At 39.2% G+C, this 24,181-nt stretch carries 19 protein-coding genes and 2 pseudogenes; 13 read left to right on the top strand and 8 right to left on the bottom strand.

Going from position 1 to position 24,181, the window contains the following annotated elements:
• Positions 1-5: 5 nt before the first annotated feature.
• The 7 genes from IPK31_08115 (at position 6) to IPK31_08085 (ending at position 9,557) form a co-directional block, all read left to right on the top strand.
• A complete protein-coding gene (locus IPK31_08115) occupies positions 6-2,075 on the top strand; it encodes a hypothetical protein (protein MBK8087900.1) in 2,070 nt (689 codons plus the stop codon).
• Positions 2,076-2,091: 16 nt separating this feature from the next.
• Positions 2,092-2,466 carry a response regulator gene (locus tag IPK31_08110; protein ID MBK8087899.1) on the top strand — a complete coding sequence of 125 codons (375 nt, stop codon included), beginning with the start codon at positions 2,092-2,094 and terminating at the stop codon, positions 2,464-2,466.
• The gene (locus tag IPK31_08105; protein MBK8087898.1) at positions 2,466-3,506 is read left to right on the top strand and encodes a response regulator; all 1,041 of its coding nucleotides are present in this window, start codon (positions 2,466-2,468) and stop codon (positions 3,504-3,506) included. Before IPK31_08110 ends, IPK31_08105 begins: the two co-directional genes overlap by 1 nt.
• 118 nt (positions 3,507-3,624) lie before the next feature.
• On the top strand, positions 3,625-4,959 hold the full coding sequence (locus IPK31_08100; protein MBK8087897.1) for a DUF418 domain-containing protein: 1,335 nt from the start codon (positions 3,625-3,627) through the stop codon (positions 4,957-4,959).
• A gap of 50 nt (positions 4,960-5,009) precedes the next feature.
• Positions 5,010-6,335, top strand: coding sequence for a serine hydrolase (locus tag IPK31_08095; protein ID MBK8087896.1), 1,326 nt, complete (start codon positions 5,010-5,012; stop codon positions 6,333-6,335).
• 176 nt (positions 6,336-6,511) lie between these two features.
• The gene (locus IPK31_08090; protein ID MBK8087895.1) at positions 6,512-7,291 is read left to right on the top strand and encodes a DUF2490 domain-containing protein; all 780 of its coding nucleotides are present in this window, start codon (positions 6,512-6,514) and stop codon (positions 7,289-7,291) included.
• Positions 7,292-7,370: 79 nt separating this feature from the next.
• Positions 7,371-9,557, top strand: a complete 2,187-nt coding sequence (locus IPK31_08085; GenBank protein ID MBK8087894.1) for a penicillin acylase family protein — start codon at positions 7,371-7,373, stop codon at positions 9,555-9,557.
• A gap of 10 nt (positions 9,558-9,567) precedes the next feature.
• On the opposite strand, the gene IPK31_08080 is transcribed toward IPK31_08085, so the two are convergent.
• Positions 9,568-10,035: a WG repeat-containing protein gene (locus IPK31_08080; protein MBK8087893.1), complete on the bottom strand. Its 468-nt coding sequence runs from the start codon at positions 10,033-10,035 to the stop codon at positions 9,568-9,570.
• 82 nt (positions 10,036-10,117) lie between these two features.
• Positions 10,118-12,136, bottom strand: a complete 2,019-nt coding sequence (locus IPK31_08075; protein MBK8087892.1) for a dehydrogenase E1 component subunit alpha/beta — start codon at positions 12,134-12,136, stop codon at positions 10,118-10,120.
• 19 nt (positions 12,137-12,155) lie between these two features.
• Between IPK31_08075 and IPK31_08070 the strand changes: the two genes are divergently transcribed.
• Positions 12,156-12,533, top strand: coding sequence for a T9SS type A sorting domain-containing protein (locus IPK31_08070; GenBank protein MBK8087891.1), 378 nt, complete (start codon positions 12,156-12,158; stop codon positions 12,531-12,533).
• A 2-nt stretch (positions 12,534-12,535) separates the two neighbouring features.
• Here IPK31_08070 and IPK31_08065 read toward each other — a convergent pair whose 3' ends face one another.
• From IPK31_08065 to IPK31_08045, 5 genes and pseudogenes are all read right to left on the bottom strand, one after another.
• Positions 12,536-12,898: a phage holin family protein gene (locus IPK31_08065; protein MBK8087890.1), complete on the bottom strand. Its 363-nt coding sequence runs from the start codon at positions 12,896-12,898 to the stop codon at positions 12,536-12,538.
• A gap of 41 nt (positions 12,899-12,939) precedes the next feature.
• Complete coding sequence (locus IPK31_08060) at positions 12,940-13,338, bottom strand: GxxExxY protein (GenBank protein MBK8087889.1); 399 nt, start codon at positions 13,336-13,338, stop codon at positions 12,940-12,942.
• Positions 13,339-13,410: 72 nt separating this feature from the next.
• Positions 13,411-14,709, bottom strand: coding sequence for an insulinase family protein (locus tag IPK31_08055; GenBank protein MBK8087888.1), 1,299 nt, complete (start codon positions 14,707-14,709; stop codon positions 13,411-13,413).
• 4 nt (positions 14,710-14,713) lie between these two features.
• Positions 14,714-15,952 (bottom strand): insulinase family protein, encoded by a 1,239-nt coding sequence (locus IPK31_08050; GenBank protein MBK8087887.1) that lies wholly within the window; start codon positions 15,950-15,952, stop codon positions 14,714-14,716.
• Positions 15,953-16,015: 63 nt separating this feature from the next.
• A pseudogene (locus tag IPK31_08045) lies at positions 16,016-17,156 on the bottom strand (aspartyl protease family protein).
• Between the two features lie 253 nt (positions 17,157-17,409).
• Here IPK31_08045 and mqnC point away from each other — a divergent pair.
• The 5 genes and pseudogenes from mqnC (at position 17,410) to IPK31_08020 (ending at position 22,335) form a co-directional block, all read left to right on the top strand.
• Positions 17,410-18,535, top strand: a pseudogene (gene mqnC, locus IPK31_08040) (dehypoxanthine futalosine cyclase).
• A gap of 96 nt (positions 18,536-18,631) precedes the next feature.
• Positions 18,632-19,003: a hypothetical protein gene (locus IPK31_08035; protein MBK8087886.1), complete on the top strand. Its 372-nt coding sequence runs from the start codon at positions 18,632-18,634 to the stop codon at positions 19,001-19,003.
• A 223-nt stretch (positions 19,004-19,226) separates the two neighbouring features.
• Positions 19,227-19,736: a DUF2004 domain-containing protein gene (locus tag IPK31_08030; GenBank protein MBK8087885.1), complete on the top strand. Its 510-nt coding sequence runs from the start codon at positions 19,227-19,229 to the stop codon at positions 19,734-19,736.
• Positions 19,737-19,907: 171 nt separating this feature from the next.
• Positions 19,908-21,311, top strand: a complete 1,404-nt coding sequence (locus tag IPK31_08025; protein MBK8087884.1) for a sialate O-acetylesterase — start codon at positions 19,908-19,910, stop codon at positions 21,309-21,311.
• A 325-nt stretch (positions 21,312-21,636) separates the two neighbouring features.
• Complete coding sequence (locus IPK31_08020; protein MBK8087883.1) at positions 21,637-22,335, top strand: DUF4397 domain-containing protein; 699 nt, start codon at positions 21,637-21,639, stop codon at positions 22,333-22,335.
• A 126-nt stretch (positions 22,336-22,461) separates the two neighbouring features.
• On the opposite strand, the gene IPK31_08015 is transcribed toward IPK31_08020, so the two are convergent.
• On the bottom strand, positions 22,462-24,177 hold the full coding sequence (locus IPK31_08015) for a DUF2207 domain-containing protein (GenBank protein ID MBK8087882.1): 1,716 nt from the start codon (positions 24,175-24,177) through the stop codon (positions 22,462-22,464).
• Positions 24,178-24,181 lie beyond the last annotated feature (4 nt).

Genomic DNA, 24,181 nt, shown 5'->3' with positions numbered 1-24,181 from the left:
AGGAAGTGCCCGATCGTATTGTAACCATCACCAGGGATACCGTGTTTACCGATTCTGTGGTTTGCTGGCGTGATGAAGTAATTACCGACAAAAAAATTGCTCTCACATCAGAACAGGCAGACAGCAATAAGGTAAGTATCATGACCGCAGTGGCAAATATGTATGCATTCTACCCGGAATTTTATAATGCCGATTCAGCATTTTTTTATGCTCAGGAAGCATTACGAATTCAGGAGAAAATGAAAGCAACGGTTCAAAGTAAACAACAGAGCCAAAGCAGTTTCAATTATCAATTAATGAGCCTGCAGGAAGTCATTGCATCGCTTTTACATTCATTGGGGAATTTTTCAAAATCACTGGAGTTACGTTTTGAAAATTTAAAACTGGCAGAAAAAGAAAAAGATAAATTCGCTTTAATCGCAACCATGAAGAGTATCACTGTTGATTATTCTTCCATGAAAGATTATGGTAATGTTTTACTCTATGGAAAACGTATAGACTCCATTGTAAAATACATTGATAAAACTCAACAGGGATATCCATGGGCCTCCTGGACCGCAAATAACATTATAGCGGATGCTTATTATAAACTTAACAGACCTGATTCTGCTTTATATTATGCCAGAAAAATGAAGGCGGTTCAAATAGCTAACAGTTGGCCGGGCTATATTATCATTGGAAACGAACTTCTTGCTGATATCTACTCCGCCAATGGAAGTATTGATTCCGCATTTGCATATTACCGCAAAACATTACCGATTGCTTCAGCAAACAGGGCGTCACAGTCCATCGCATATATACAGGCAGGCATGGCCAGGTTATTTCAGAAAACAGGTCGCTTAGATTCTGCCTTAATTTACGCAAGGCAATCTTTAACTTATTTTCAGACGAATAAAGCAGAAGTGAGGGCATGGGGTGAAAATAATGACAGCTATGTTGCAGAGATCAGTCCGTTGCTTGCTGAATTATATAAAGCAAATGGCCAGATGGATAGTGCATATAAATACCTGCGCCTTTCTGTTACAATAAAAGACAGTCTTTACAATTCAGATAAGGTAAGACAATTTCAAACACTTGGTTTTAATGAGTCAGTGCGCCACCAGCAGTTAGAGCAGCAAAGTAAAGAAGCACAGCAGCAATATGAAACCAAAATAAAAATGTACGGGCTTATCAGTATCATAACCGGGTTTTTGATACTGGCTGTTGTTTTATACCGAAACAACAAACAAAAACAAAAAGCAAATACAGTACTGCAATCACAAAAGCAGGAAATAGAAACAACACTAGGCGAATTAAAGAATACACAAAAACAATTGATCCAGTCAGAAAAAATGGCTTCGCTCGGAGAACTTACCGCCGGTATTGCCCATGAAATTCAAAACCCGTTAAACTTCGTTAATAATTTCAGTGAAGTAAATACTGAGCTAATCGATGAAATGAAAGAGGAATTGAAAGCTGGTAAAACGGAAGATGCCATCAGCCTTGCCGAAGATATTAAACAGAACAATGAAAAGATTACTTTTCATGGCAAGCGTGCCGACTCAATTGTAAAAGGGATGCTGCAGCACAGCCGCAGCGGCAGCGGACAGAAAGAAGCCACTGATATCAACAATTTGCTGGACGAATGTCTCCGTTTAAGTTTTCATGGCATGCGGGCAAAGGATAAATCGTTTAATGCAAAAACAGATACTTCGTTCGATGGCAGCCTTGGTCCCGTCAATATTGTTTCACAGGAAATAGGCCGTGTATTTCTCAACCTGTTTACCAATGCATTTTATTCGGTGATGCAGAAGAAAAAAGAGCTGGAAGAAAGCTATCAGCCGGTTGTTACAGCCAGCACCAGTAAAGAAGGAAACCGGGTAAAAATTACCGTAAGGGATAATGGCAATGGTATTCCGCAAAAAGTAATTGATAAAATATTCCAGCCCTTCTTTACCACCAAACCCACCGGCGAAGGCACAGGACTTGGTTTAAGTATGAGTTATGATATTATTTCCAAGGGGCATAACGGCGAATTGAAAGTAAACACGAAAGAAGGCGAATACGCAGAATTTATTATTACATTACCACTATAAACTTTACACTTATCTGATGAAAATTTTAGTTGTTGATGATGAAAAAGATGTTCAAACGCTTTTTGAACAACGGTTCAGGAAAGAAATAAAAAGTGGCGAAATGATGTTTGATTTTGCCTTTTCAGGTGAAGATGCATTGGCCTATCTTAACCAGCATGAACAGGAAGCCGTTCTTATTTTATCCGACATTAATATGCCGGGAATGAGCGGGCTGGAATTACTGGAGCATATCAAACAAAAATATCACAAGCCTCCACCGGTGGTAATGATGATTACAGCATATGGTGATGCCGAGAATTTTAAAATTGCCAACCAGTTAGGTGCTGATGATTTTTTAACCAAGCCGGTTGATTTCACAGCATTAAAAGAAAAACTCAAAAATATCAATTGATGACAAAAATTTTGGTAGCGGATGATGAAGCAGATCTCGAAGTTCTCATAAGGCAGAAATTCAGGCAGAAGATCAGGGATCAGCACTATGAATTTGTGTTTGCCATTAATGGTAATGATGCACTGGCTAAAATGCTGCAGCACCCGGATGTGGATATTGTATTGAGCGATATCAATATGCCGGAGATGGATGGGCTGACCTTACTCACAAAACTCGGCGAAGCCTCTCCCATGGTAAAAGCAGTGATGGTATCGGCTTATGGTGATATGGATAATATACGCACTGCCATGAACAGGGGCGCTTTTGATTTTGTTACCAAGCCGGTAAACTTTGATGATCTTGAAAAAACGATGGAAAAAACCATTCAGCATGTAAAGCTGATGAGAGAAACACTCAAAGCCATTAAAGAGAATAATATTTTAAAAATGTATGTGGATGAGAACGTGCTGAGTTTTATGGGCAGCCGTGAATTTGAAACATCTTTAATGCAGAATGAAACTGTTGAAGCTTCTGTAGCATTTATCGACATCTGCAGTTTTACTTCCATCAGTGAAAATGAAAGCCCTGATACAGTTGTAAAATTATTGAACAGTTATTTCGATGTAATGGTGAAAGAAATTATTGCGCAGGGCGGCTATATTGATAAGTTTATCGGTGATGCCATCATGGCTGTCTTTCGTGGAAATTTTCATTTAGACAGAGCCATTGATGCGTGCCTTGCAGTAAGATCACAAATTGAGAAGCTGCCATCTTTGTCAGATACAGTTTCTTTTATTCCAAAAGTATCCATTGGTATTAATACAGGTGAAATGATTTCGGGCAATATTGGTTCTGCCACTCTGCGCCGTTTGGATTATACAGTGATTGGTGACACGGTTAATACCGCTCAGCGTTTACAATCTGTTGCCGGTCCGGGTCAAATCATCATTAACGAAGCATCTTACGAAAAAGTAAATCAATCGTTCAGTTGCCGGAAAGTTGGAGAAGCTGTTTTAAAAAACAAAACAAACCCTGTAAATATTTACGAGGTTCTTGATTGATAAATTTGCTGAAGAAGAAATATGTTCCGGTATTGCAAAGCTCGATTCTTCTTTCTACCTTTTGCAAGTCGTTACTTGTAGAACGGCTTTTTCAATAACCAACCAATTCTTCACTGCTATGAGCACAGTTTCCCTGCGTTCCATTGATCCCAATGAACGCATTCATGTTTTGGATTCAGCCCGTGGCTTTGCATTGCTGGGCATCTTGCTGATGAATATTCCTTTTTTTGGATTGCCATTTGAAGCAGCTGTTGCTTTAAACATCAGGAATGAATACAGCGGCCCGAATTATTATACATGGTGGATTGTAAGTTTACTCTTTGAAGGATCCATGCGTGGTTTATTCTCCATCATGTTTGGCGCCAGTATGGTATTACTTACAACAAGACTTTCCAATAAAGCGCATATTGACAGTGCTGCTGAAATTTATTACCGCCGTATGATCTGGATGCTGCTCTTTGGGTTGATTGATGCATTCCTGATTCTGTGGCCCGGTGATATTTTATATTCTTATGCCCTCTGTGGTTTGTTCCTGTTTCCCTTCCGCAGCATGAAACCGAAGTATCTTTTCCTTGTTGCTGCAATACTGCTGGTTCTGTTCACAGTTAAATCAACCTGGATGGATAAAGAACCATTGAGGTTGAAAAAGGAAGCAGCCATTATTCAGAAACTTGACACGACGAAAATAAAACTCAACGATGATCAGAAAGAAGTGATGGAGAAATGGACTGGCTTCCAGGAAAAGCAAAAGTTAGAGAACAAACAAAAAGAAACAGTAAATGAACTTCGAAAAACAAAAGGTTCTTACGCAACACTGTTCTCGTATTATGCAGATATCAACTTCATACTGCAGACAACAGATTTTTATCACAATGGTTTTCTCGATTGTATCATCTTTATGCTCATTGGTATTGCTTTTTTCAAGCTGAAAATTCTTACCGGCGAACGGAGTAAACAGTTTTATCTTATTCTCGCTCTATTGGGTTATGTAATTGCTTTCCCTCTTGCTTACTGGAAACTGCACATGGCCGTCAGTACAAAATTCGATATCATAAAAATGCTGGAACAAACTCCATTTGCTACTTATGAAATCAGGCGTTTTGGATTAACCATCGGTCATCTTGGATTAATCATGTTTTTTTACAAACTTGGCTGGTTCAGGTTTCTGTTCAATGCATGGGGAAAGGTTGGGCAAATGGCTTTCAGTAATTACCTGTTACAAAATATCACCTGCGGTATTTTATTTCATGGTCATGGATTTAACCTGTTCAACGAACTGCAGCGTTATCAACTGTATTATGTAGTTGGCTGTGTATGGTTAGTCAATATTCTTTTCAGTTATATATGGTTATATTACTTTCGTATCGGACCGCTTGAATGGATATGGCGCAGTTTAACGTACTGGAAATGGCAACCATTACGAAAGCATACAATGATTGAAGCGGCACTCTGACAAAATAAAAATGGCAACTTTTTCTCTTACATTAAAACACACTTTATAATATGAAAAAACTAATCGTCCTGCTCCTGCTGCCTCTTGCAATTACTGCACAAAAAAATTATTCAAAAGAGATAGATAATTATACCCAGGCAGAATATAAAGTAAAAGAATTCAATGGAACTATCCTTGTGATGCAAAAGGGAAAGGCCATCTACAAAAAATCATTCGGAATGGCAGATCGGGAATGGAATATACCCAATACAGCAGATACAAAGTTCCGCATCGGTTCTGTTACCAAACAGTTTACAGCAGCCTGTATTCTGTTATTGGCAGAACAGGGAAAATTGAGTGTTGATGATCAATTAAGCAAATACATTCCTGATTATCCAAAAGGCGACAGCATAACCATACATATGCTGCTTAACCATACATCAGGAATAAAAAACTATACTGATCTTCCTGACTTCTGGCCCAAAGCCATCCTGCCCCTTTCAACTGATTCAATGATTGCGCTTTTTAAAAACAAACCGCTTGATTTTGCACCGGGTACAAAATGGAACTACAGTAACTCCGGTTATTTTCTGTTGGGTGTGATTGTTGAAAAAGTTTCAGGAAAAAAATTCACTGCATATCTTGAAGAAAACATTATTCAGAAAGCAGGTTTAAAAAATACAGGTATGGATCGTCTTGATTCTGTTTTAGTCTTTCGGGCAAAAGGTTACGACAAAAACAGACAGGGTGTTTGGCAGCAGGCCATGTTTATTTCAATGGAAGGACCTTACAGCGCAGGAGCCATGGTATCAACAGTTGAAGATTTATACCTCTGGTCAAAAGCGCTTCATAATAACCAGGTGCTTTCAGCTGCAAGTACACAAAAAATGATGACGCCCTTTATGGATAACTATGGTTACGGTATTGGTATTGACAGTTTGAAAACACATAAACGTGTATCGCATAACGGGGGCATTCCCGGTTTCGCCTCTTACCTCGCCTATTACCCGGCTGATGATCTTTGTGTTGCAGTTATTTCGAATAACGGATCAAATTCTACAGCTCTTGGTACAGCACTCTCTTCAATCATGTTTGATCTTCCTGTTCAAATACCCTACACACCAAAAGAAGTAAAAATTGATGCTGCAATTTTAGACAAGTATATTGGAAAGTATATCGCAACCGGGCCCATTGAATTAATAAAAAAAGACAACAAACTATACCGTCACCGGGAAGGTGCTCATGATATTGAGCTGAAACCTGAATCTAAAACAAGGTTTTTTTATGCAGATGATTCCGGTCGTTTTATTGAATTTGAAGTAGATCAAACAGGCAAAGTGACCAAATCCTGGTTTATCGGAAACGGGGAAAAAATTGAAATGAAAAAACTGGAGTAAAAAAAAAGATGATTCACTTATTTGCAACCAATGCCTGACTGAAGCCTTTCTACAGACAAAAAGGGATTACTTCCTTTCGTCATTTTCAAATAATAATCAGCAAAAGCTGTGACCAAACTCACCATGCCTTTTACCTGAACAGGTTAGCTTTGCAGCTTCATTCAAATTAAACAGCATTGAAATCAGCCGTATTTATTTTATTTGTTCTCCTGTTTGTTCAGTCAGCAAATGCACAGCAGACAAAATCGGTTCAGCAGCAAAGTCATTTTTGGTGGAGTGTAAATACAACTGCACAGGTAAGTAATAAATGGAGTGTAATTGCTGATGTTCATATCCGCAGAACAAACTTTATGGCGAGCAACAGTTTTTATTTTGTAAGGCTGGGAGCTTTATACAATGTAAATAAAAGTTTTTCAGTTGCTGCCGGTGCAGGCCATATGTGGCTGGCAAATAAAACGCAGTTAACAGAATTGTTCACCAATGAAAACCGTGTGTACCAGCAATTCCAGGTAAGCGGTAGTATTGGAAAAATATCAACGCTAAACAGGTTGCGTATTGAAGAAAGATGGTCTCAGAAAATTGTAAATAATCAGCTGACTGACGCATACCGTTATACCACAAGGTTCAGATATATGTTTTCTATGAATGTACCTGTAAGCAAAAACAAATACATTCCTTCACTTGTTTTTGCAGATGAGCTGCAGCTGCAAATGGGCAAAGACATTATCTACAATCCATTTGATCAGAACCGTTTTTTTACAGGCATTAAACAACAAATCATTCCTTCACTTTCATTTGATCTTGGATACATGCTTGTGTACCAGCAAAAGTTAAGCGGCTATCAATACACAAGAGCAAATACACTCCGTTGGTTTTTTTACTGGAAACCGGATTTGAGAAAAAAACACAAGACTCACCCACAGGCTACAGCTTTTCAAATGCCTGAAACAGACTGATTATACCGTTCTTCCACGTTTTTTCTGAATAAAGAAGCTTTACTGTACATTTAAAGATCACTTCTTTATTCGTTGACGCATGAGAAAATTCATTCTTCCTTTTATTGTATTACCATTTCAGCTTTTTGCACAGCCATTCAGCAAAACCGAAATTTCCAGATGGCAGCAACAGGCAAAAAATGTCAGCATCGTCCGTGATAACTGGGGCATTCCGCATGTGTATGGAAAAACCGATGCAGATGCTGTGTTTGGTTTACTGTATGTACAATGTGAAGATGATTTCAAACGGGTGGAAATAAATTATATTGAAAAGCTTGGCCGCAAAGCTGAAGTGTTTGGTAAAGCTGAAATCTTCAGCGACCTCTATGTACGTTTGATCATTGACAGTGCAGAAGCAGTTGCAGACTATAATAAAGCCCCGGTATGGTTAAAGAAACTATTAAATGCTTATGCAGATGGCATTAATTATTACCTCCATAAACATCCCGAAGTAAAACCATTACTGCTTACCCGTTTCAAACCCTGGTATCCGTTGTTATGGACCGATGGAAGTATTGGCGCCATCAGTACAGGTGATATTTCAGAAATGGATGTAAAAAATCTCTATGGCGAAACAAATGCAACAACTTCTGTTACACCAAAACTATTTGAAGAAATCTCAACAGGATCAAACGGATTTGCGATTGCTCCGTCCAGAACAGAAAACGGACATGCTATTCTTTATATTAACCCGCATGTAACATTTTATTTCCGCCCTGAGGTACAGATGGCAAGTAAGGAAGGTTTAAATGTTTACGGTGCAGTTACCTGGGGACAGTTTTTTATTTACCAGGGTTTTAATGAATACTGTGGCTGGATGCATACCAGCAGCAATGTAGATGTAGCAGATATGTATACAGAAAAGATCAGTCAGGGATCAACAGGCCTGGTGTATGAATACAACAATGAAAAAAGAAAAGTAAAAGAAAAGAAGATTACGATTCGTTTTATCAATGAAAACGAACTGCAATCAAAAACATTCACTACTTATTTTACACACCATGGTCCCGTAATGGCAAAACGGAATGATCAGTATATCAGCGTTCGGTCAAGCAACCGAACTATGAATGGCCTAATACAAAGCTGGCAACGTACCAAAGCAAAAGGACTGGAAGATTATAAAAAGGTAATGGATTTAAAAGCCAACACATCTAATAATACCGTGTTTGCAGATAACAAAGGAAACATCGCTTACTGGCATGGCAACTTTGTTCCAAAGAGAGATCCGAAATTCAACTGGGGCAAAGCTGTTGATGGAACAACAGCAGCTACTGAATGGAAGGGATTGCATTCTGTGAATGAACTCGTGCATATATATAATCCTGCAACAGGATGGATCCAGAATTGTAACTCCACCCCCTACACTGTTAGCGGAAGCAGCAGCCCCGTGAAATCAAATTATCCGTCGTACATGGCGCCTGATGGTGAAAATTTTCGTGGTATTAATGCAGCAAGAGTTTTAAGCAGGGAAAAAAAATTCACCATTGATAAAACAATTGCTGCCGGTTACGACCGGTACTTAACAGCTTTTGAAGTATTGATTCCATCTTTGATCAACGCATTTGAAAAAAATGTACAGCCTGCAGATTCATTATACCTCCAACTGAAAGAGCCCATTGAGGTTTTAAAAAGCTGGGATAATAATGCTGCTTCAAATTCTGTTGCAACAACCTTAGCTGTTGAATGGGCACAGCTGCTCAATGCATCTATCCGGAAAATTTATATTGAAGAAGGAGAAGACGACCAGGTTTCTACAACCAAACGTTTTGCTGCAACAGCAACAGCCGAACAATTACTTACACCATTACTGACTGTTATCAATACCCTGCAAAAGAATTATGGCAGCTGGCAAATTGAATGGGGAAGTATCAATCGTTATCAACGGGTCAGCAATGATCTCAATCAGAAGTATGATGACAACCAGCTCAGCTATCCTGTTCCTTTTGTATCGGCTTTATGGGGAATGCTTCCTTCTTATAACAGCCGCATTTTTCCCGGAACAGCTAAACGTTATGGTGTAAGTGGTAACAGCTTTATCTGTGCTGTTGAGTTTGGAAAAAAGATCAAAGCCAAATCATTGCTAGCAGGTGGTAACAGTGGCAACCCAAATTCACCCCACTTCAAAGATCAATTAGAAATGTATACCAAAGGACAGTTTAAAGATGTGCTGTTTTATAAAGAGGATGTGATGAAGCATGCAGAAAGAAGTTATCATCCGGGAGAATGACAATATCTGTCTAATTCAACCGCTTTCCTGTTTTATCAATAAAGAATTCTTTGCCATCTTTTTTTACTTTGGCTTTCCCATTGGTAAATTCTTCTGCATATTCATATATCAGCGGAATTACTTCTTTTCCGTTTTTATCAACATAGCCGTACTTACCACCTGCTTCCATAAATTTTGTATCAACAGCAACTACCGCCATTCCTTCCTGAAAAAAATTAACATAGCTGTACTTAAAAGGAATGATCATTTCTTCTTTTTTACTGATCAGTGCAAATTTTGAATCAAGGTACACCCATGCTTTGTCTACTCCTTCAAAAAAATAAGTAGCAGTTACATACTTAGGAGCAATAACAACTTTTCCATTATCATCTTTATAACCATACAAACCATTGCTACCTTCAAATGGTTTTAAGGTTTGCGCATTGGACTGAATAAAACAAACAGCTGCAAACAGGAATAGAATAAATAATTTTTTCATACGCACTGAATATAATTCACTGCAAAGTAGTTCAGATAGAAAAAGATTTGCTACCCTGCGGATGGTATTCTATTTCATCACATTAATATTTCATCAGCTTCTCCACATACTCACCCAGTCTTGCTTTCCCCATAAAATTCTGTTCCAGTTCTATATTGAAAGGAATAGGGGTTTCCAAACTTCCGCAACGCATCACCGGTGCATCAAGCAGGGAGAAGCAATGTTCGCCGATCCAGGCAGCTATTTCTCCGCCAATGCCGCCAATCAATGTGTCTTCATGCAGCAGCAATACTCTTCCCGTTCTTTTTACTGCTTCACGGATAGCATGATAATCCAATGGAGCAAGTGTTCTTAAATCTAAAATATCAATGGAGATTTCCGGATATTCAGATGCATAATCTTCAGCCCAATGTACTCCTGCGCCATAAGTAATAATCGAGACCTCATCACCGCTTCTTACATGACGGGCTTTGCCGATTTCAATTTCATAATATTCTTCTGGTACATCTCCACTTACAGAACGGTACAATGCTTTATGTTCAAAATATAAAACCGGGTTAGGATCATTGATGGCAGCAATCAGCAAGCCTTTTGCATCCATTGGTGAAGATGGATAAACAACTTTCAATCCCGGAACTTTTGTAAACCATGCTTCATTGCTTTGTGAATGAAACGGCCCGGCACCAACACCGCCACCTGTTGGCATACGGATCACAACATCAGCATGCTGCCCCCAACGGTAATGAATCTTTGCCAGGTTATTAACGATCTGGTTAAAGCCAACCGTTGCAAAATCGGCAAACTGCATTTCCATCAAACCTTTGTATCCTTCTAAACTCAACCCTAATGCTGCGCCAACTATTGCACTTTCACAAATAGGTGTATTTCTTACTCTGTCTTTTCCAAACTCTTCAACAAATCCTTCGGTGATCTTGAATGCACCACCATACTCTGCAATATCCTGACCCATTAAAATAAGGTTGGGATGTTTTTGCATGGATTGATGAAGGCCTTCTTTGATTGCATCGACAAAACGTTTATCGTGAAGCGTGAGGCGTGAAGCGTGAGAGATTGCCGAATTATCAATCACTCTGACTGTCGACTGACGATTCACTACTGAAGGCTCAGCAAACACATCTTCCAGTTCTTCCTCCGTATCAACAACCATTGGTTTTGCAGTATTGGCCAATTGCAATTCAGCTTCAATCTTCTGTTTTAATTCAGTTCTGATTGCTTCAATTCCCGTTTCTGTTAATACCGCTTCACTCAACAGGTAAGTTTCAAAATTTTTAATGGGATCTTTTTTCTCCCAAATCTCAAATAAATGTTTGGGAACATATTTCGTACCGCTTGCCTCTTCATGTCCACGCATGCGGAAGGTTGTACATTCAATTAAATAAGGCTTCTGGTATTCAATACAAAAATCACGAACACCTTTAATGGTGTCCAGTACAGAAAGAATATTGTTGCCATCAATCTTGATTCCCTCTATTCCATATCCTCTTGCTCGTTCAATCAGGCTTTCGCATTTATATTGTTCATTGGTGGGAGTACTTAATCCATACCCGTTATTTTCAATGATAAAGATTACGGGCAAATCCCATACTGCTGCCACATTCAATGCTTCATGAAAATCACCTTCGCTTGTTCCGCCCTCACCTGTAAAAGCAAGTGACACCTTCTTTTCTTCCCTGAGTTTGTATGCTAATGCTACACCATCGGCAATAGCCATCTGCGGACCAAGATGTGAAATCATTCCGCAAACATGATGTTCACGGCTGCCGAAATGAAAACTGCGCTCCCTTCCTTTACTGTATCCTTCCTTATTTCCCTGCCATTGCATAAATAATTTATGCAGCGGCATATTACGGGTGGTGAACACACCAAGGTTGCGGTGAAGAGGCATGATCCATTCGTCCTGTTGCAGTGCCAGCGTGGCTCCCACGGCAATTGCTTCCTGTCCAATTCCACTAAACCATTTGCTAATTTTTCCCTGGCGAAGCAATAAAAGCATCTTTTCTTCGATTAATCTGGGATAGAGCAATGATTGATAAATACCGGTCAGTTCAGAATTGGTAAGGTTTTTGCGATCAAACAGCATTTTTTATAAACTACATTCGGTGAGAAACAAAGTTCTGCTTTCAAGTCAATTAAAAAAGGAATTTCTTTTATTCCTTGCAATCCTTTGCTGGCAAATGCCTGCAACTGTATTTGCACAAACAGTAAAGAGTGAACCTTCAGCATCTGTTAAATCTTATACTTCTGAAGAATTAAAGATCAAACAAAGAGGAACTGAGCTGCAACTGTCTTTTCCAAAAACAGCTTTCCGCTCTGCATTAAAGATCATTAATACCAATGGTGCAGTAATGAAAGCAGTAATGATTGATGAAGGAATTGAATCCATTTCCGTTTCACTTAATGGCCTGCCCAAAGGAATTTACCAGTGTGTAATTGAAAACCGTACCCAGCGGTTTGTAAAGAAGGTTTTGCTGCAATAAGATCAGTTTGCTTTATTCTTATCCTCTTCTTTCAATACCATTTTGTGTACGAATGAATTGATGATGGACAGACAAATGCTGAAGAGCAGTGCATACCAGAAGCCATCTACCACAAAGCCTTTTACAAAATAAGCATCCAGTAAAATAATACAGGCATTGATCACAAACAGGAACAGCCCCAATGTGAAAATAGTGGCTGGTAATGTAAACAGAACGAGAATAGGTTTTACAATTGCGTCAAGCAGTGCCAGCACAAATGCAACCGCAATGGCTGTAAAGAAATGATTGATGCTGATGCCGGGTAATAAATACGCCAGTACAAAAGCATTGACGGCTGTTATAAGGACTTTTAAAATAAACTTCATTTTTAAACACAGAGTTTTAGAGAAATGGAGTAACACAGAGGTTATTCCAGATCCGGGTTACCGTTTATTCTTCTTCTGATGCCATCTTTCAATAAGACAACATTAAAGTTGATCAACAATCCGATCCGTTTATCAGCCAGTTTAAGATAAGTAACCAACTGTGCCTCATGAACCGGTAATATAAATTCCAGTGATTTCAATTCAAGAACTACTTTGTCTTCAACAAGTATATCAATGATAAATTCTTTATCAAGTCTTTCGCCTTTAAAATGAACCGGAACAGCTACCTGCCTTTTTACATGAAGACCTTCCTCTCTCAACAGCTTCATAAGGCAAACTTCATAAACCGATTCCATTAATCCAGGGCCGAGTTCCTTGTGTACTTCTATTGCACACTTAATTACCTGCTCAGTAATTTTACTATACTCCGCCAAAGACATATAAGTGTTTTCTCTTTTTAACTCCTTATCTCTCTGTGCTCCTCTGTACCTCCACTCCTCTGTGTTGAACTCTTAAACCACCACTAATTCATAAAAATCTTCCGGTTGTAAATATTTATTTGCCAGTTCCTGTACCTGCTTTGCTGTAATATGTTTAATGGTATCAACGGATGAATAAAAATAGTTCTCATCCAGCCCATTTAAAATTAAATTTTTCCAGCGGCCAATAATATGGAAGGGACCGTCCAGGTCACCAAGAACGGTACCGATAAGATAATTCTTCACCAGTTGCAGTTCTTCGGCATCCACCAGTTCATTGCGCAGGTCTTCCATTTCATGGTACACTTCTTTAATGGTTGCCTCGCAAACTTCTTTCCCGGCTTCAGTGCTCACCATCCATGCAGTTGTTGAAATATGATTGAGAATATAACTGTGAATGCCGTAGGTATATCCTTTGTCTTCACGGATATTACTCATAAGCCTTGAACCAAAAAATCCACCGAACAATGAGTTCAATACCTGCACGGGTTGAAAATCGGGATGATGGCGGTTGGGAAATTCCCTTGCAATTCGGATAGCACCCTGCACACCGTTTACATCATTGGCAATACGGTATTTCTTTTCATCAGCCGGCGTTACCGGGTGAACAATAGTTGGTATTTCTTTTTGATTCAGTGGCAGCTGACCAATTGTTGCATTCAAATGCTGTATAAAATCAGCAGGCAGTAAACCTGCTGCAAAAATGGTACAGTGGCCATTGGTATAATACTGTTTATAATAATCCTGCAACTGCTGTTGCTGCAATGCATCATAATCTTCTTTGTTACTGTACACACCATAAGGATGATTGCGGCCAAATAAATATTCTTCAATCAAACGTGTTGCAACAAAATCACATTTCTTCAAACTCACAGTTAAGCGCTGCTGCATGTTTTGTTTGTAGATATCAAGTTCATGCTGCGGATAAATGGAATCAGTGATCATTTCAGCAATCACCGGTAAGTGTTTGGTAAAATGCCTGTCGATACAATGCAGAATAATGGTTGAGGTTTCATTGTAACAGCCACGGCTCAGGTGCGAACCATAGTAATCAAAATGTTCCGTCAGTTCAAATGCGTTTTTATTCTTTGTGCCGTTCTTGATCAGAAAGTTGGTGGCAGCTGCAACATTGTTCTGCTGTTCGTACCAGTTACCGGCTTTGAAAACCAGCTCCAGGCTCATCACTTCCTGCGTTCCTGCATTTACTGCATAAACTTCCACCCCGTTATCCAGTATATATTTTTCGTAAGGTTTGAGTTTTAAGTCAAACTCTGTTGCGTCTTTATATAAAGGTGCTGTTGTTCTGTTTAATTGTTCTGTGAGTACACTCATGTCATTAATTCTTGGCTAAATAATACAATGTATTGCTGTTTCGCTCATCAAAGATGCGGATGCTTTCATCCATCAGTTCCTGTGCTGTTACGCTTTCATATTTCTGTAATTCATCGTTCATCAGTTGTGCATCGCCCAGCAGTTCATAATAGGCAAGACTGTTGGCACGGCTCATCACACTCATATCTTCAAATAAAATAGTGCTCTCTGTTTTGTTGATCACTTTTTGCAGTTCTTTTTCATCCACCAGTTGTGTTTTCATTTTTTCCACTTCTTCATTCACTGCTTTTTCTGCTTCTTCGATCTTTACGCCCTTCACTAATTTTCCTTCAATACTCAGTAAACCCGTATCTGTACTTCCGAAATGAGAACAATCAATACTGCTGAAGAGTTTCTTTTCTTTCACCAGCGATTGAAACAAACGGCTGCTGGCACCTCCGCCTAAAATATCTGTGATCAAATCTGTAACATAATATCCACGTTCGAGTCTTGATGCCATATGCCATACTTTATAAAAAGCATCCAGCGGAACATCCGCTGTAATTTCCAGTCTTCGTGCTTCTGTTTGCCTAGGCTCCTGTGGTAACTGACGTACATACTTTTCGCCAGCCGGAATTGGACCAAACCATTTCTCTGCCAAACGCATTACATTTTCTGTATCCACATTTCCTGCAACAACTAAAATAGCATTGGAAGGAGTGTAGTGTTTAAAGAAAAAGTTTTTTACATCCTGCAGCTGTGCTTCTTCAATATGTTTTAATTCTTTACCTATCGTCATCCATTTATACGGATGTTTTTTATACGCCATCTCCCGTATCTTATTCCATACATCGCCATAAGGTTTGTTGAGATAATGTTCTTTAAATTCTTCACTCACCACTTTGCGCTGCACATCTAAACTTTTTTCATCAAAAGCAAGACTCAGCATGCGGTCACTTTCTAACCAAAATGCTGTTTCAATATTTTCAGCAGGGAGCTGACAGTAATAATTGGTAAGATCGTTGGTGGTATACGCATTGTTTTCGCCACCTGCCTGCTGCAGCGGTTCATCGTAATCAGGAATATTAATTGATCCGCCAAACATGAGGTGTTCAAATAAATGAGCAAAGCCTGTGCGGTTTTCATCCTCATCCCTTGCACCCACATCATACAGCACATTTACTACTGCCATGGGTGTAGCCATATCTTTATGTACCAGTACTTTTAATCCGTTCGAAAGAACAAAGCGTTCAAAATTGATCATGTCTCTTTTGTAAGTTTTAGAAAACGACTGTAAAATTCGGTAAAAAAGATTTGCTGAAGGGTATTACTTCAAAATACTGCCCACTTTTAACTCAATCAGCCGGGGTTGAGTGTTGCGGAAGATCAATATTCTTAATTTTTCTCCTGCTGTTTGCATCAGGGCTTTGTATTGCTGAATATTATTTGTAAAATTATTCTCCAACTCCAAAAATTACATCGCCGGGTAAAAACCCCGCCTTTTCAGCAGGCGATCCCTGTTGTACTTCTGTGATGGTTACTTTACCATCAATAAAATAATAACTCATCCCGGTATAAGAATAATCAAACGGATCTTTTAAATGCGTATTGGGCGAAAGGTGAATAATCCGCTCGGGGTAATTGATCACCAGGTTAAACCTCCGCAGTAAATCACTTCCAATTAAACCGGAAATATCAGGGTAAGCCAGCACATTCATCGAATCATCATAAATATGAATCGGTACTCTGTTAAATTTATATGGACCTATTTTTACCCGTTTCACCGTTGAAAGCCGCATGCCTATCTTACCCATCAGCCCTTCTACCTGTGTGCTTACTATTTTTCTTTTTTTGCTGATCAGTACACTATCCTCCATAAACCGATCCGTAAAAAGCAAACACATCCCTGCACCGGTATCAAAATAAAAATTCAGTAAGTAATTTTTTTCATCAGATACATGGTGTTGTGTAATGGGAATAGAGGCAAATTTGGGTTCCAGATATGTTCCATTTCTGGGATACTTATATTTACCGGGTGTGTAAATAGAAATCATCTGGGTATCATAATCAAGGGCAACAATAAACCTTCTTAGTAAAGAGAAGCCGATAATTCCATCAACCCGTAAACCATATACTTCACTCAAAATTTCATAATCGTTAATATGAAAGTCGAGCTTTTCAACATCCAGCCCTTTAAAATGCAAAGTGCCTCCTTTATAATACTGAAGTGGTTTTACGCCGCCAATTCCACGAACGGTACGATCGCTGTTTTCAATGGGTAACTTATAATAGAGTGCAGTAAGTGTATCAAGCGAAATTCCGCCGCTTCCGGTATCTAATATAAAATTGAGTGTGTCGGGGAAATGATCAAGTGTTGCCCTCAGTATAACAATGCCTCCTGTTAACTGCTCAAACTTAAAGCTGGTGAGCAGTTTAGCCGGGGGAAAGTCTCTTTCCTGTGCACTCATTCTGGAGCAGATCAGGAGCAGGCATATCGTTTTAAGCAGCTTCACGGTTCAATATTAATTAAAGTTATGAGTTAGACAAGAGAAATAGGATAAACGCTTCGCTGTACTTACAGAATCTGGCTGTACTTTTGTGGCCACAAAGATTCAAAGGCTCTAAAGGGAACCATTGTTACTTCAGTCTTTCTGTCTTTGTGCCCCTGTCTGCCGCCAGGCAGGTTCGTGGCAACAATTTTCTTTCCTGAAAACGATCAAAATGAATCTGAACGAACTTTATAAAAAGGCATCCAACTTTGAATTCTTAACCATTGAAGAAGGTATGTATCTTTTTGAACATGCACCGCTCACTGAGTTAATGTATGTGGCTGATGAATTACGCAAACAGCAGGTGCCTCACCGAAAAGTTACCTGGCAGATCGACCGGAATGTGAATACCACCAATGTATGTATTGCCAATTGTAAGTTCTGCAACTTCTTCCGTATACCCGGACATGCAGAAGCTTATATCACCGATATTGAAACCTATAAAGTAAAGATCGATCAAACCATTAAATGGGGCGGCGATCAGTTGCTGTTGCAGGGTGGTCATCATCCTGAACTGGGACTTGAATTTTATACAACCCTGTTCAAACAGTTGAAGTCACTTTATCCCAACATTAAATTACACACACTCGGGCCACCCGAAGTAGCACATATTACGAAGCTTGCAAAAAGCACACATAAAGAAGTGCTTACTGCATTGAAAGACGCAGGGATGGATTCATTACCCGGTGCTGGTGCTGAAATACTGATTGACCGTGTACGCCGCTTGATCAGCAAAGGAAAATGCGGCGCACAGGAATGGCTTGATATTATGCATGAAGCACATATGCTCAACATTACTACATCAGCAACCATGATGTTTGGTCATGTGGAAACCATCCGTGAACGTTTTGAACATTTGGTGAAGATCCGTGACGTGCAGAGTCAAAAGCCTGCAGAAGCAAAAGGATTTTTTAGCCTTTATTCCATGGACCTTCCAGGATGCAGATACCTTACTTGCAAAGATCCGTGGTGTACATAATTTAACTACTGCCGATGAATATGTGCGTATGATCGCTATCAGCCGCATCATGTTACCTAACGTAAAAAATATACAGGCCAGCTGGCTAACAGTTGGTAAAGAAACTGCACAGCTTTGTTTGCATGGCGGTGCCAATGATTTTGGAAGTATCATGTTGGAAGAAAATGTAGTGAGTGCTGCCGGTGCTCCACATCGCTTTACCTACAAATCCATCCAGGAAGCTATTAAAGAAGCAGGCTTTGAACCGCAGTTGCGTAACCAGCAATATGAGTGGAGAGAATTGCCGCAGCTGATTGAAGAGCAGGTGGTGGATTATTAGGATGATTGTTTTGTATGATTTACCTCTCATGTTATCAATCGCCTTTTCATATTGACAAAGCAAATTAATTTCGTTTTATTAGTCGCAATGACTTGTATGTTGGCAAGTTGTAGCTCGAAAATTAATATCAACAATTACATTGATAAAAATTCATCGTTTATTCTAACCCTTAACTCTACAGATAAAATAACAGATTTAACAAAAGTAACTCAGACTGATATTAAGGTTAATTCACACAAATATTCAAAACTTATCGAATGGTTTAATAATAATGAGAGTGGGTGGCAATTGACTCCTTCTTCTTATCTTGCTAATATATCAGTCAGGCAAGGTTCATTTGGGCTTTTATATACTAAAGGAACTGATGGCGCTGTTATCAGTTTCATTGATAAAGAAAACAAATCAAGACAATATTCAAAGTCAATAACAAAAGGGGAGCTTGATTTTCTTTCGCTGATGAATGAATAAACAAAAACGTTCTTAGGCGCAGTGTCAGATAGGTATCTTCGCCTGCGAGTCCTGCTGCCAACAACACAAATCCAGAGCAGAGACTCGCCTGAGAATCTTACTTTCAACAACAGAACAATTACTAACATAGGTTTATTCAAAAAAACCGGTGTGAAAAGAAGAGTAAGGCAGATGAATGCGTTAGCTGTGATTTTCACCGACGCCAAAAAATAAAAGACAAGAAATGACAAACATTGAATTGCCGTATTTTGGGCAAATTGACTTAACTCAGTCAGAGGGGTGTTATTCTGTTAAAACTGAATGGAAAGGAAGTATTCTATGGCTTGATTTAAATTTTGAAAACAAACAAATAGGCGAAGAGCAAGCAAAAAATATTAAAGCCTTCCTTGACAACATTGGCAACTTTGAAATACAGAATAAATCAGCTATTGACAAGGATTTTATGGAAGAAGGAGAAACGGCAGACTACATAAATTTCTATGTTGATGAATTAGACGAAGAAGAACTATCCAACATCATAGACTACAATGACAAACAAAGATCACCCAAGCATCAGCTTCTTGATAAACTTAAATTGATTAGAGTTGGACTTTATCCAGACGGAAAATTTGGTGCAAACTATTATGGTGTTTTTGACTATTCAATAGAAATTGACGGAGAACCGTGTAACCAGCTTTTAGTTGTTAACACAACTGTAACGGGTGACTTAGACCATATAACCTGGGAAAGTTGATGAGAGAAATAAAAACAGCTAAATCGGTTTGGCAATATGAAGGCTGAGTGCTTTCAACGGCCAATCCTTCTGTCATCAACACAAATCCTGAGCAGAGAATGCTGAGAATTTCCCTTTCAACATCAGAACAATTCCTACCTTAGGCTTCTTCAATATTAACTCCGGACAAACATGAAAAAGATTCTTGCTATTGCGTTCTTTGCCCATTCTCTTTTAACTGTAAATGCCGATATCCGTTTGCCCAATCTTGTAAGCAGCAATATGGTACTTCAGCAAAAAGCAACTGTAAAAATCTGGGGTTGGGCCGATCCTGCTGAAAAAATTTTTGTAACAACATCATGGAATAATCAAACAGATTCTGCAATAGCTTCAAGAGGAGCAAAGTGGGAAATGAGTATACAAACACCCAAAGCCGGCGGACCTTATACAATTACATTAAAAGGAAGGAATACAATTTTATTAAATAACGTACTGATTGGTGAAGTATGGATTTGCTCCGGTCAGTCGAACATGGAAATGAATTATAACTGGGGCTTACCCGATGTTAAAGAAGAATTATCAACATGCAGCAACAGCAATATCCGTTTCTTTTCAGTTCCAAAGTCAACTTCAATATATCCACAGGATAATTGCGATGGCAGCTGGGTGAGCTGCGATTCAAACACATTGAAAAGCTTTAGTGCGGTTGGCTACTTCTTTGGAAAAAAAATCAACAGCAGCTTAAATGTTCCTGTTGGTTTAATCAGTGCCAACTGGGGTGGTACACCGGCAGAAGTGTGGGCAGAAGAAACTGCTGTTACAAATGATGCAGTATTAAAAGAGGCCGCTGCAAAACTACAGCCATTCGACTGGTGGCCATATACACCCGGCGCTTCGTTTAACGCCATGATTGCTCCGGTTACAAATTATACGATTGCAGGCGCTCTCTGGTACCAGGGAGAAAGTAACACTGCGGCACCCGATTCATATGCAAAACTTTTAACTGCATTAATTGGTTCGTGGCGAAAAGCATGGAAGAAAGACTTTCCGTTTTATTATGTTCAGATAGCTCCGTTCGCTTACGATAATAAGTTTACTTCTGCTATTGTACGTGAGCAGCAAACCAAAGCAATGGCAGTTCCCAACGTTGGTATGGTTGTAATAACAGATCTTGTTGATAATATCAAAGACATTCATCCAAAAAATAAACATGATGTTGGCTACCGGCTTGCAGCTTGGGCACTGGCAGAAACCTATCATCAAACCGGCATTACTTATAAGAACCCGGTTTTTCAAAGCACGGAAATAAAAAAGGAGAACATTATTATCAGCTTTGCAAATGCGCCAACCGGGTTAACTGTAAAAGAAAAAGTCATTACAGAATTATACATTGCCGGAGTTGATAAAGTTTTTTATCCTGCTTCTTCAACGATTGAAAATAACCGGCTGGTTGTTTTCAGTAAAATGGTAAAGCAGCCTGTTGCAGTACGTTTTGGTTACAGCAGCACGGCTATGCCGAACCTCTTCAGCAAAGAAGGCTTGCCGGTAAATCCATTCAGAACAGATAATTGGGAATTAAACAGAAGTGAAAAATAATGAGTTGCAAAAACCACCTGGGCTTTATAAATCTGTTTGCTCATATCAGAGGCTGTGAAAAACCCCGGAGGTTTTGCTTTCTGGAAACTAATCTATCATTAACGGGAGTACTGCTGCCAAAAAAACAAAATCCAGGGCGGAGACATCGCCTGAGAATCCAGAACCCCTAAATACTTCCATTAAAGCAAACAATTTTGTTCATTTTCTGATTAACCTTTTGTAACAATTTGCTTTAAAAAATAAACGTCTGTTAAAATTCCATTAAGAGAAAGATTAAAAGAACATTTTGTTTAAAAGACTGTTTTATAAGGCTAAACAAAAATTTATGAAACAAACTTCTTTTCTCCTTTCAGCAGCTTTGGTGCTGCTATTTTCAACAGTACTTATTTCCTGTAAAAAAGACAAAGTGAAAGACACGTCAAATGTGAATGTTGTACATGCTTCACCTGATGCTCCCGGTGTTGATCTTTTAGTAGACAATTTAAAAGTGAATTCATCGCCGCTTACATTCCCCAACTATACCGGTTATTTAACTGTAACTGCGGGAACAAGGAATATAAAAGTGAATGCAGCGGGTACAAGTACAACAGTAATCAATGCGGATATTCCTTTTTCCAAAGACAAGAATTACTCACTGTTCGCTTTCAACCGCTTAGCTTCTATTAGTGCTATCCTGGTAGAAGACAATCTAGCCACACCGGCTTCAGGTAAGGCGCATATCCGCTTTTTTCATTTAAGTCCGGGAGCCCCGGCAGTTACAGTAGGTGTTTTAAGTGGAGAAACATTTATACCTGTATTCGTAAACAGAACATTTGAAACTCAGTCTTCAGCAACTTCTAATCAGGCTTTTGCTCCTGTTGATGCCGGTACATACAAATTTGATGTACGTGTTGCAGGAACATCAACTTCTGTTTTAACACTTAACAATATCACGTTGCAGGCAGGAAAGATTTATACTGTTTTTGCAAATGGCATTGTTGGTGGTACTCCGGCCCTGGGTGCAAAAATTATACTTCATAATTAATTTTATTCTGCTTTAATAAAAGAGATCCTTGAAACAACAAGGATCTCTTTTATTAATACATGATTCCCCCTTTCGGAGACGAGTGAATAAAGAAAAACCTTCTCAGAATCAGATACTCTTTGTCTTTTACCAACTTCCTCCTCCTCCTCCTCCAAATCCACCACCGGAAAAACCTCCACCACCACCAAAGCTTCCACCACTGCTGCCGCTGCTGCCTGGTTGACTGTAAAAGCTTTTCGACATTTCATTCATGGAATGATCGAGACTGTTTAAGAACATGTACGTGTTAAACCCGTTATAATTGCCCACGTACCAGTTGGGTGGCGGTACATCAAGGCCCTGCAGTTTATCTTTCCAGGTATCGGCCATATTAAATACAATGGCAAAGGGTAATACTTTGTCAAAATAATGTTCGTCTTCTTTTAAGAAAAGTACCAGCCGGTCCTTGTCTACCTTTTGGATGAATTCTTTAAAGCCTGCCAGCTGCTGGTACAGTTCATTTCCTTTAGCTGTTTTCTTCACCATAAAAATTCCAAAACCTGCAATGATTATACCGCTGATGATTAATGCAACGGGAAACCAATACGGATTTCCCCAGTTAGTGAGAAACTGAAAAATGCCAATCCCCAACGATGCCAGGCCCAGAATCAAAAATAAATAAACAAGACCTCTTGAGTATTTTACATAGTATGCATCCCTGTCCACTTCGCCTTCCAGTTCTGTTTTTGCTTTGTTCATGGTTTTGTACAGTACATCTTTCAAACTGTCGAGTGCAACTGTACTGCCGCTGGCAAAAATTCCATTGAACAGTGTGCGTTCAAAAGTGAGAGCAGTTGCCGGAAGTTCTTTTAATTTGATGAACTCGTATTCAGAAGTTTTGATTAATCCCAGCAGCGATTTCTTTTCTGTTTCCTTTACCTGTAAATATCCTCCGGCACCCCAATAAGGGATCAGTGCAGTGAGGTCTCTTCTGTTCAATGCATTATCAATTACATATCCTGCAACACTGGGACTGATATTATCGGGTGGATAATATTGTGTAGTGATGGTAAGACTTTCATCCTTACCTCTTCTTCTCCAGATCCGGAACATCAGGAAAAAAACAAGCACAGGCAAAAACAGCCATGGCATATCACGCAGCATATAATTTTGTTTCGTCAAAAACTGATCAGGAAAAGCAATGCCAACAGTTAATCCCTGGTTGGCCTGCAATGGAACAGTTGTACTACCAGAAAAAGTTTGATTGCCTGTCCATGCAGAAACAGAATTATTTTCCTGCGAACCTGTTGCACCTGTTGCCACAAAATAAGATGGTGTTGCCGGTAACGCATTATACAGTTGAATGGAAAAACTGGCAGAGTCAATGCTGGTATCCCACTGATCACCGATAATATTCAGGTACAGTTCAGAATGATCTTTAAAGAAATTGATAGCATTCAACATCCGGTAATGAATGATGTATTGCTGCACTCCATCAACATAGATGTCTTTTGAACCGATTTTTATTTCTTTATAATTTCCGCTGTTCCGTACTGTAAACTGCTGATCCCTTACCCCGATATTTTCAATGAAAATTTGTGCGTAGCCGTTTGATTCAAGCTGCCGTTCTGCTTTTTGCGTACCAGCTGGTAAAGGAGCCAGTGCATATTTATAAGGAATCATTCGTATAATACCATGACGGCTTTCAGTAAAATTTACCTGGATGGTTTCGGTAATATCGAGCGATGCATCTTTGTTAACGGTCACATCCACATGATACTGCTGAATGGTGTAACCACCCTGTGCATGTACATACAGTGCAGCACAAAATGATAACAGCAGTGAAAGGACTATTTTTTTCACAGCT

Source organism: Chitinophagaceae bacterium (genome assembly GCA_016713085.1).
Classification (GTDB): Bacteria; Bacteroidota; Bacteroidia; order Chitinophagales; family Chitinophagaceae; genus Lacibacter.
This window is presented reverse-complemented; position numbering and strand designations above follow the sequence as displayed.

Excerpts from the sequence above, each read along its gene's own strand:
- IPK31_08110 (MBK8087899.1), top strand. The coding sequence starts at position 2,092 with ATGAAAATTTTAGTTGTTGATGATGAAAAAGATGTTCAAACGCTTTTT.
- IPK31_08105 (MBK8087898.1), top strand. The coding sequence starts at position 2,466 with ATGACAAAAATTTTGGTAGCGGATGATGAAGCAGATCTCGAAGTTCTC.
- IPK31_08100 (MBK8087897.1), top strand. The coding sequence starts at position 3,625 with ATGAGCACAGTTTCCCTGCGTTCCATTGATCCCAATGAACGCATTCAT.
- IPK31_08095 (MBK8087896.1), top strand. The coding sequence starts at position 5,010 with ATGAAAAAACTAATCGTCCTGCTCCTGCTGCCTCTTGCAATTACTGCA.
- IPK31_08085 (MBK8087894.1), top strand. The coding sequence starts at position 7,371 with ATGAGAAAATTCATTCTTCCTTTTATTGTATTACCATTTCAGCTTTTT.
- IPK31_08080 (MBK8087893.1), bottom strand. The coding sequence starts at position 10,035 with ATGAAAAAATTATTTATTCTATTCCTGTTTGCAGCTGTTTGTTTTATT.
- IPK31_08075 (MBK8087892.1), bottom strand. The coding sequence starts at position 12,136 with ATGCTGTTTGATCGCAAAAACCTTACCAATTCTGAACTGACCGGTATT.
- IPK31_08065 (MBK8087890.1), bottom strand. The coding sequence starts at position 12,898 with ATGAAGTTTATTTTAAAAGTCCTTATAACAGCCGTCAATGCTTTTGTA.
- IPK31_08060 (MBK8087889.1), bottom strand. The coding sequence starts at position 13,338 with ATGTCTTTGGCGGAGTATAGTAAAATTACTGAGCAGGTAATTAAGTGT.
- IPK31_08055 (MBK8087888.1), bottom strand. The coding sequence starts at position 14,709 with ATGAGTGTACTCACAGAACAATTAAACAGAACAACAGCACCTTTATAT.
- IPK31_08050 (MBK8087887.1), bottom strand. The coding sequence starts at position 15,952 with ATGATCAATTTTGAACGCTTTGTTCTTTCGAACGGATTAAAAGTACTG.
- IPK31_08035 (MBK8087886.1), top strand. The coding sequence starts at position 18,632 with ATGTTGGCAAGTTGTAGCTCGAAAATTAATATCAACAATTACATTGAT.
- IPK31_08030 (MBK8087885.1), top strand. The coding sequence starts at position 19,227 with ATGACAAACATTGAATTGCCGTATTTTGGGCAAATTGACTTAACTCAG.
- IPK31_08025 (MBK8087884.1), top strand. The coding sequence starts at position 19,908 with ATGAAAAAGATTCTTGCTATTGCGTTCTTTGCCCATTCTCTTTTAACT.
- IPK31_08020 (MBK8087883.1), top strand. The coding sequence starts at position 21,637 with ATGAAACAAACTTCTTTTCTCCTTTCAGCAGCTTTGGTGCTGCTATTT.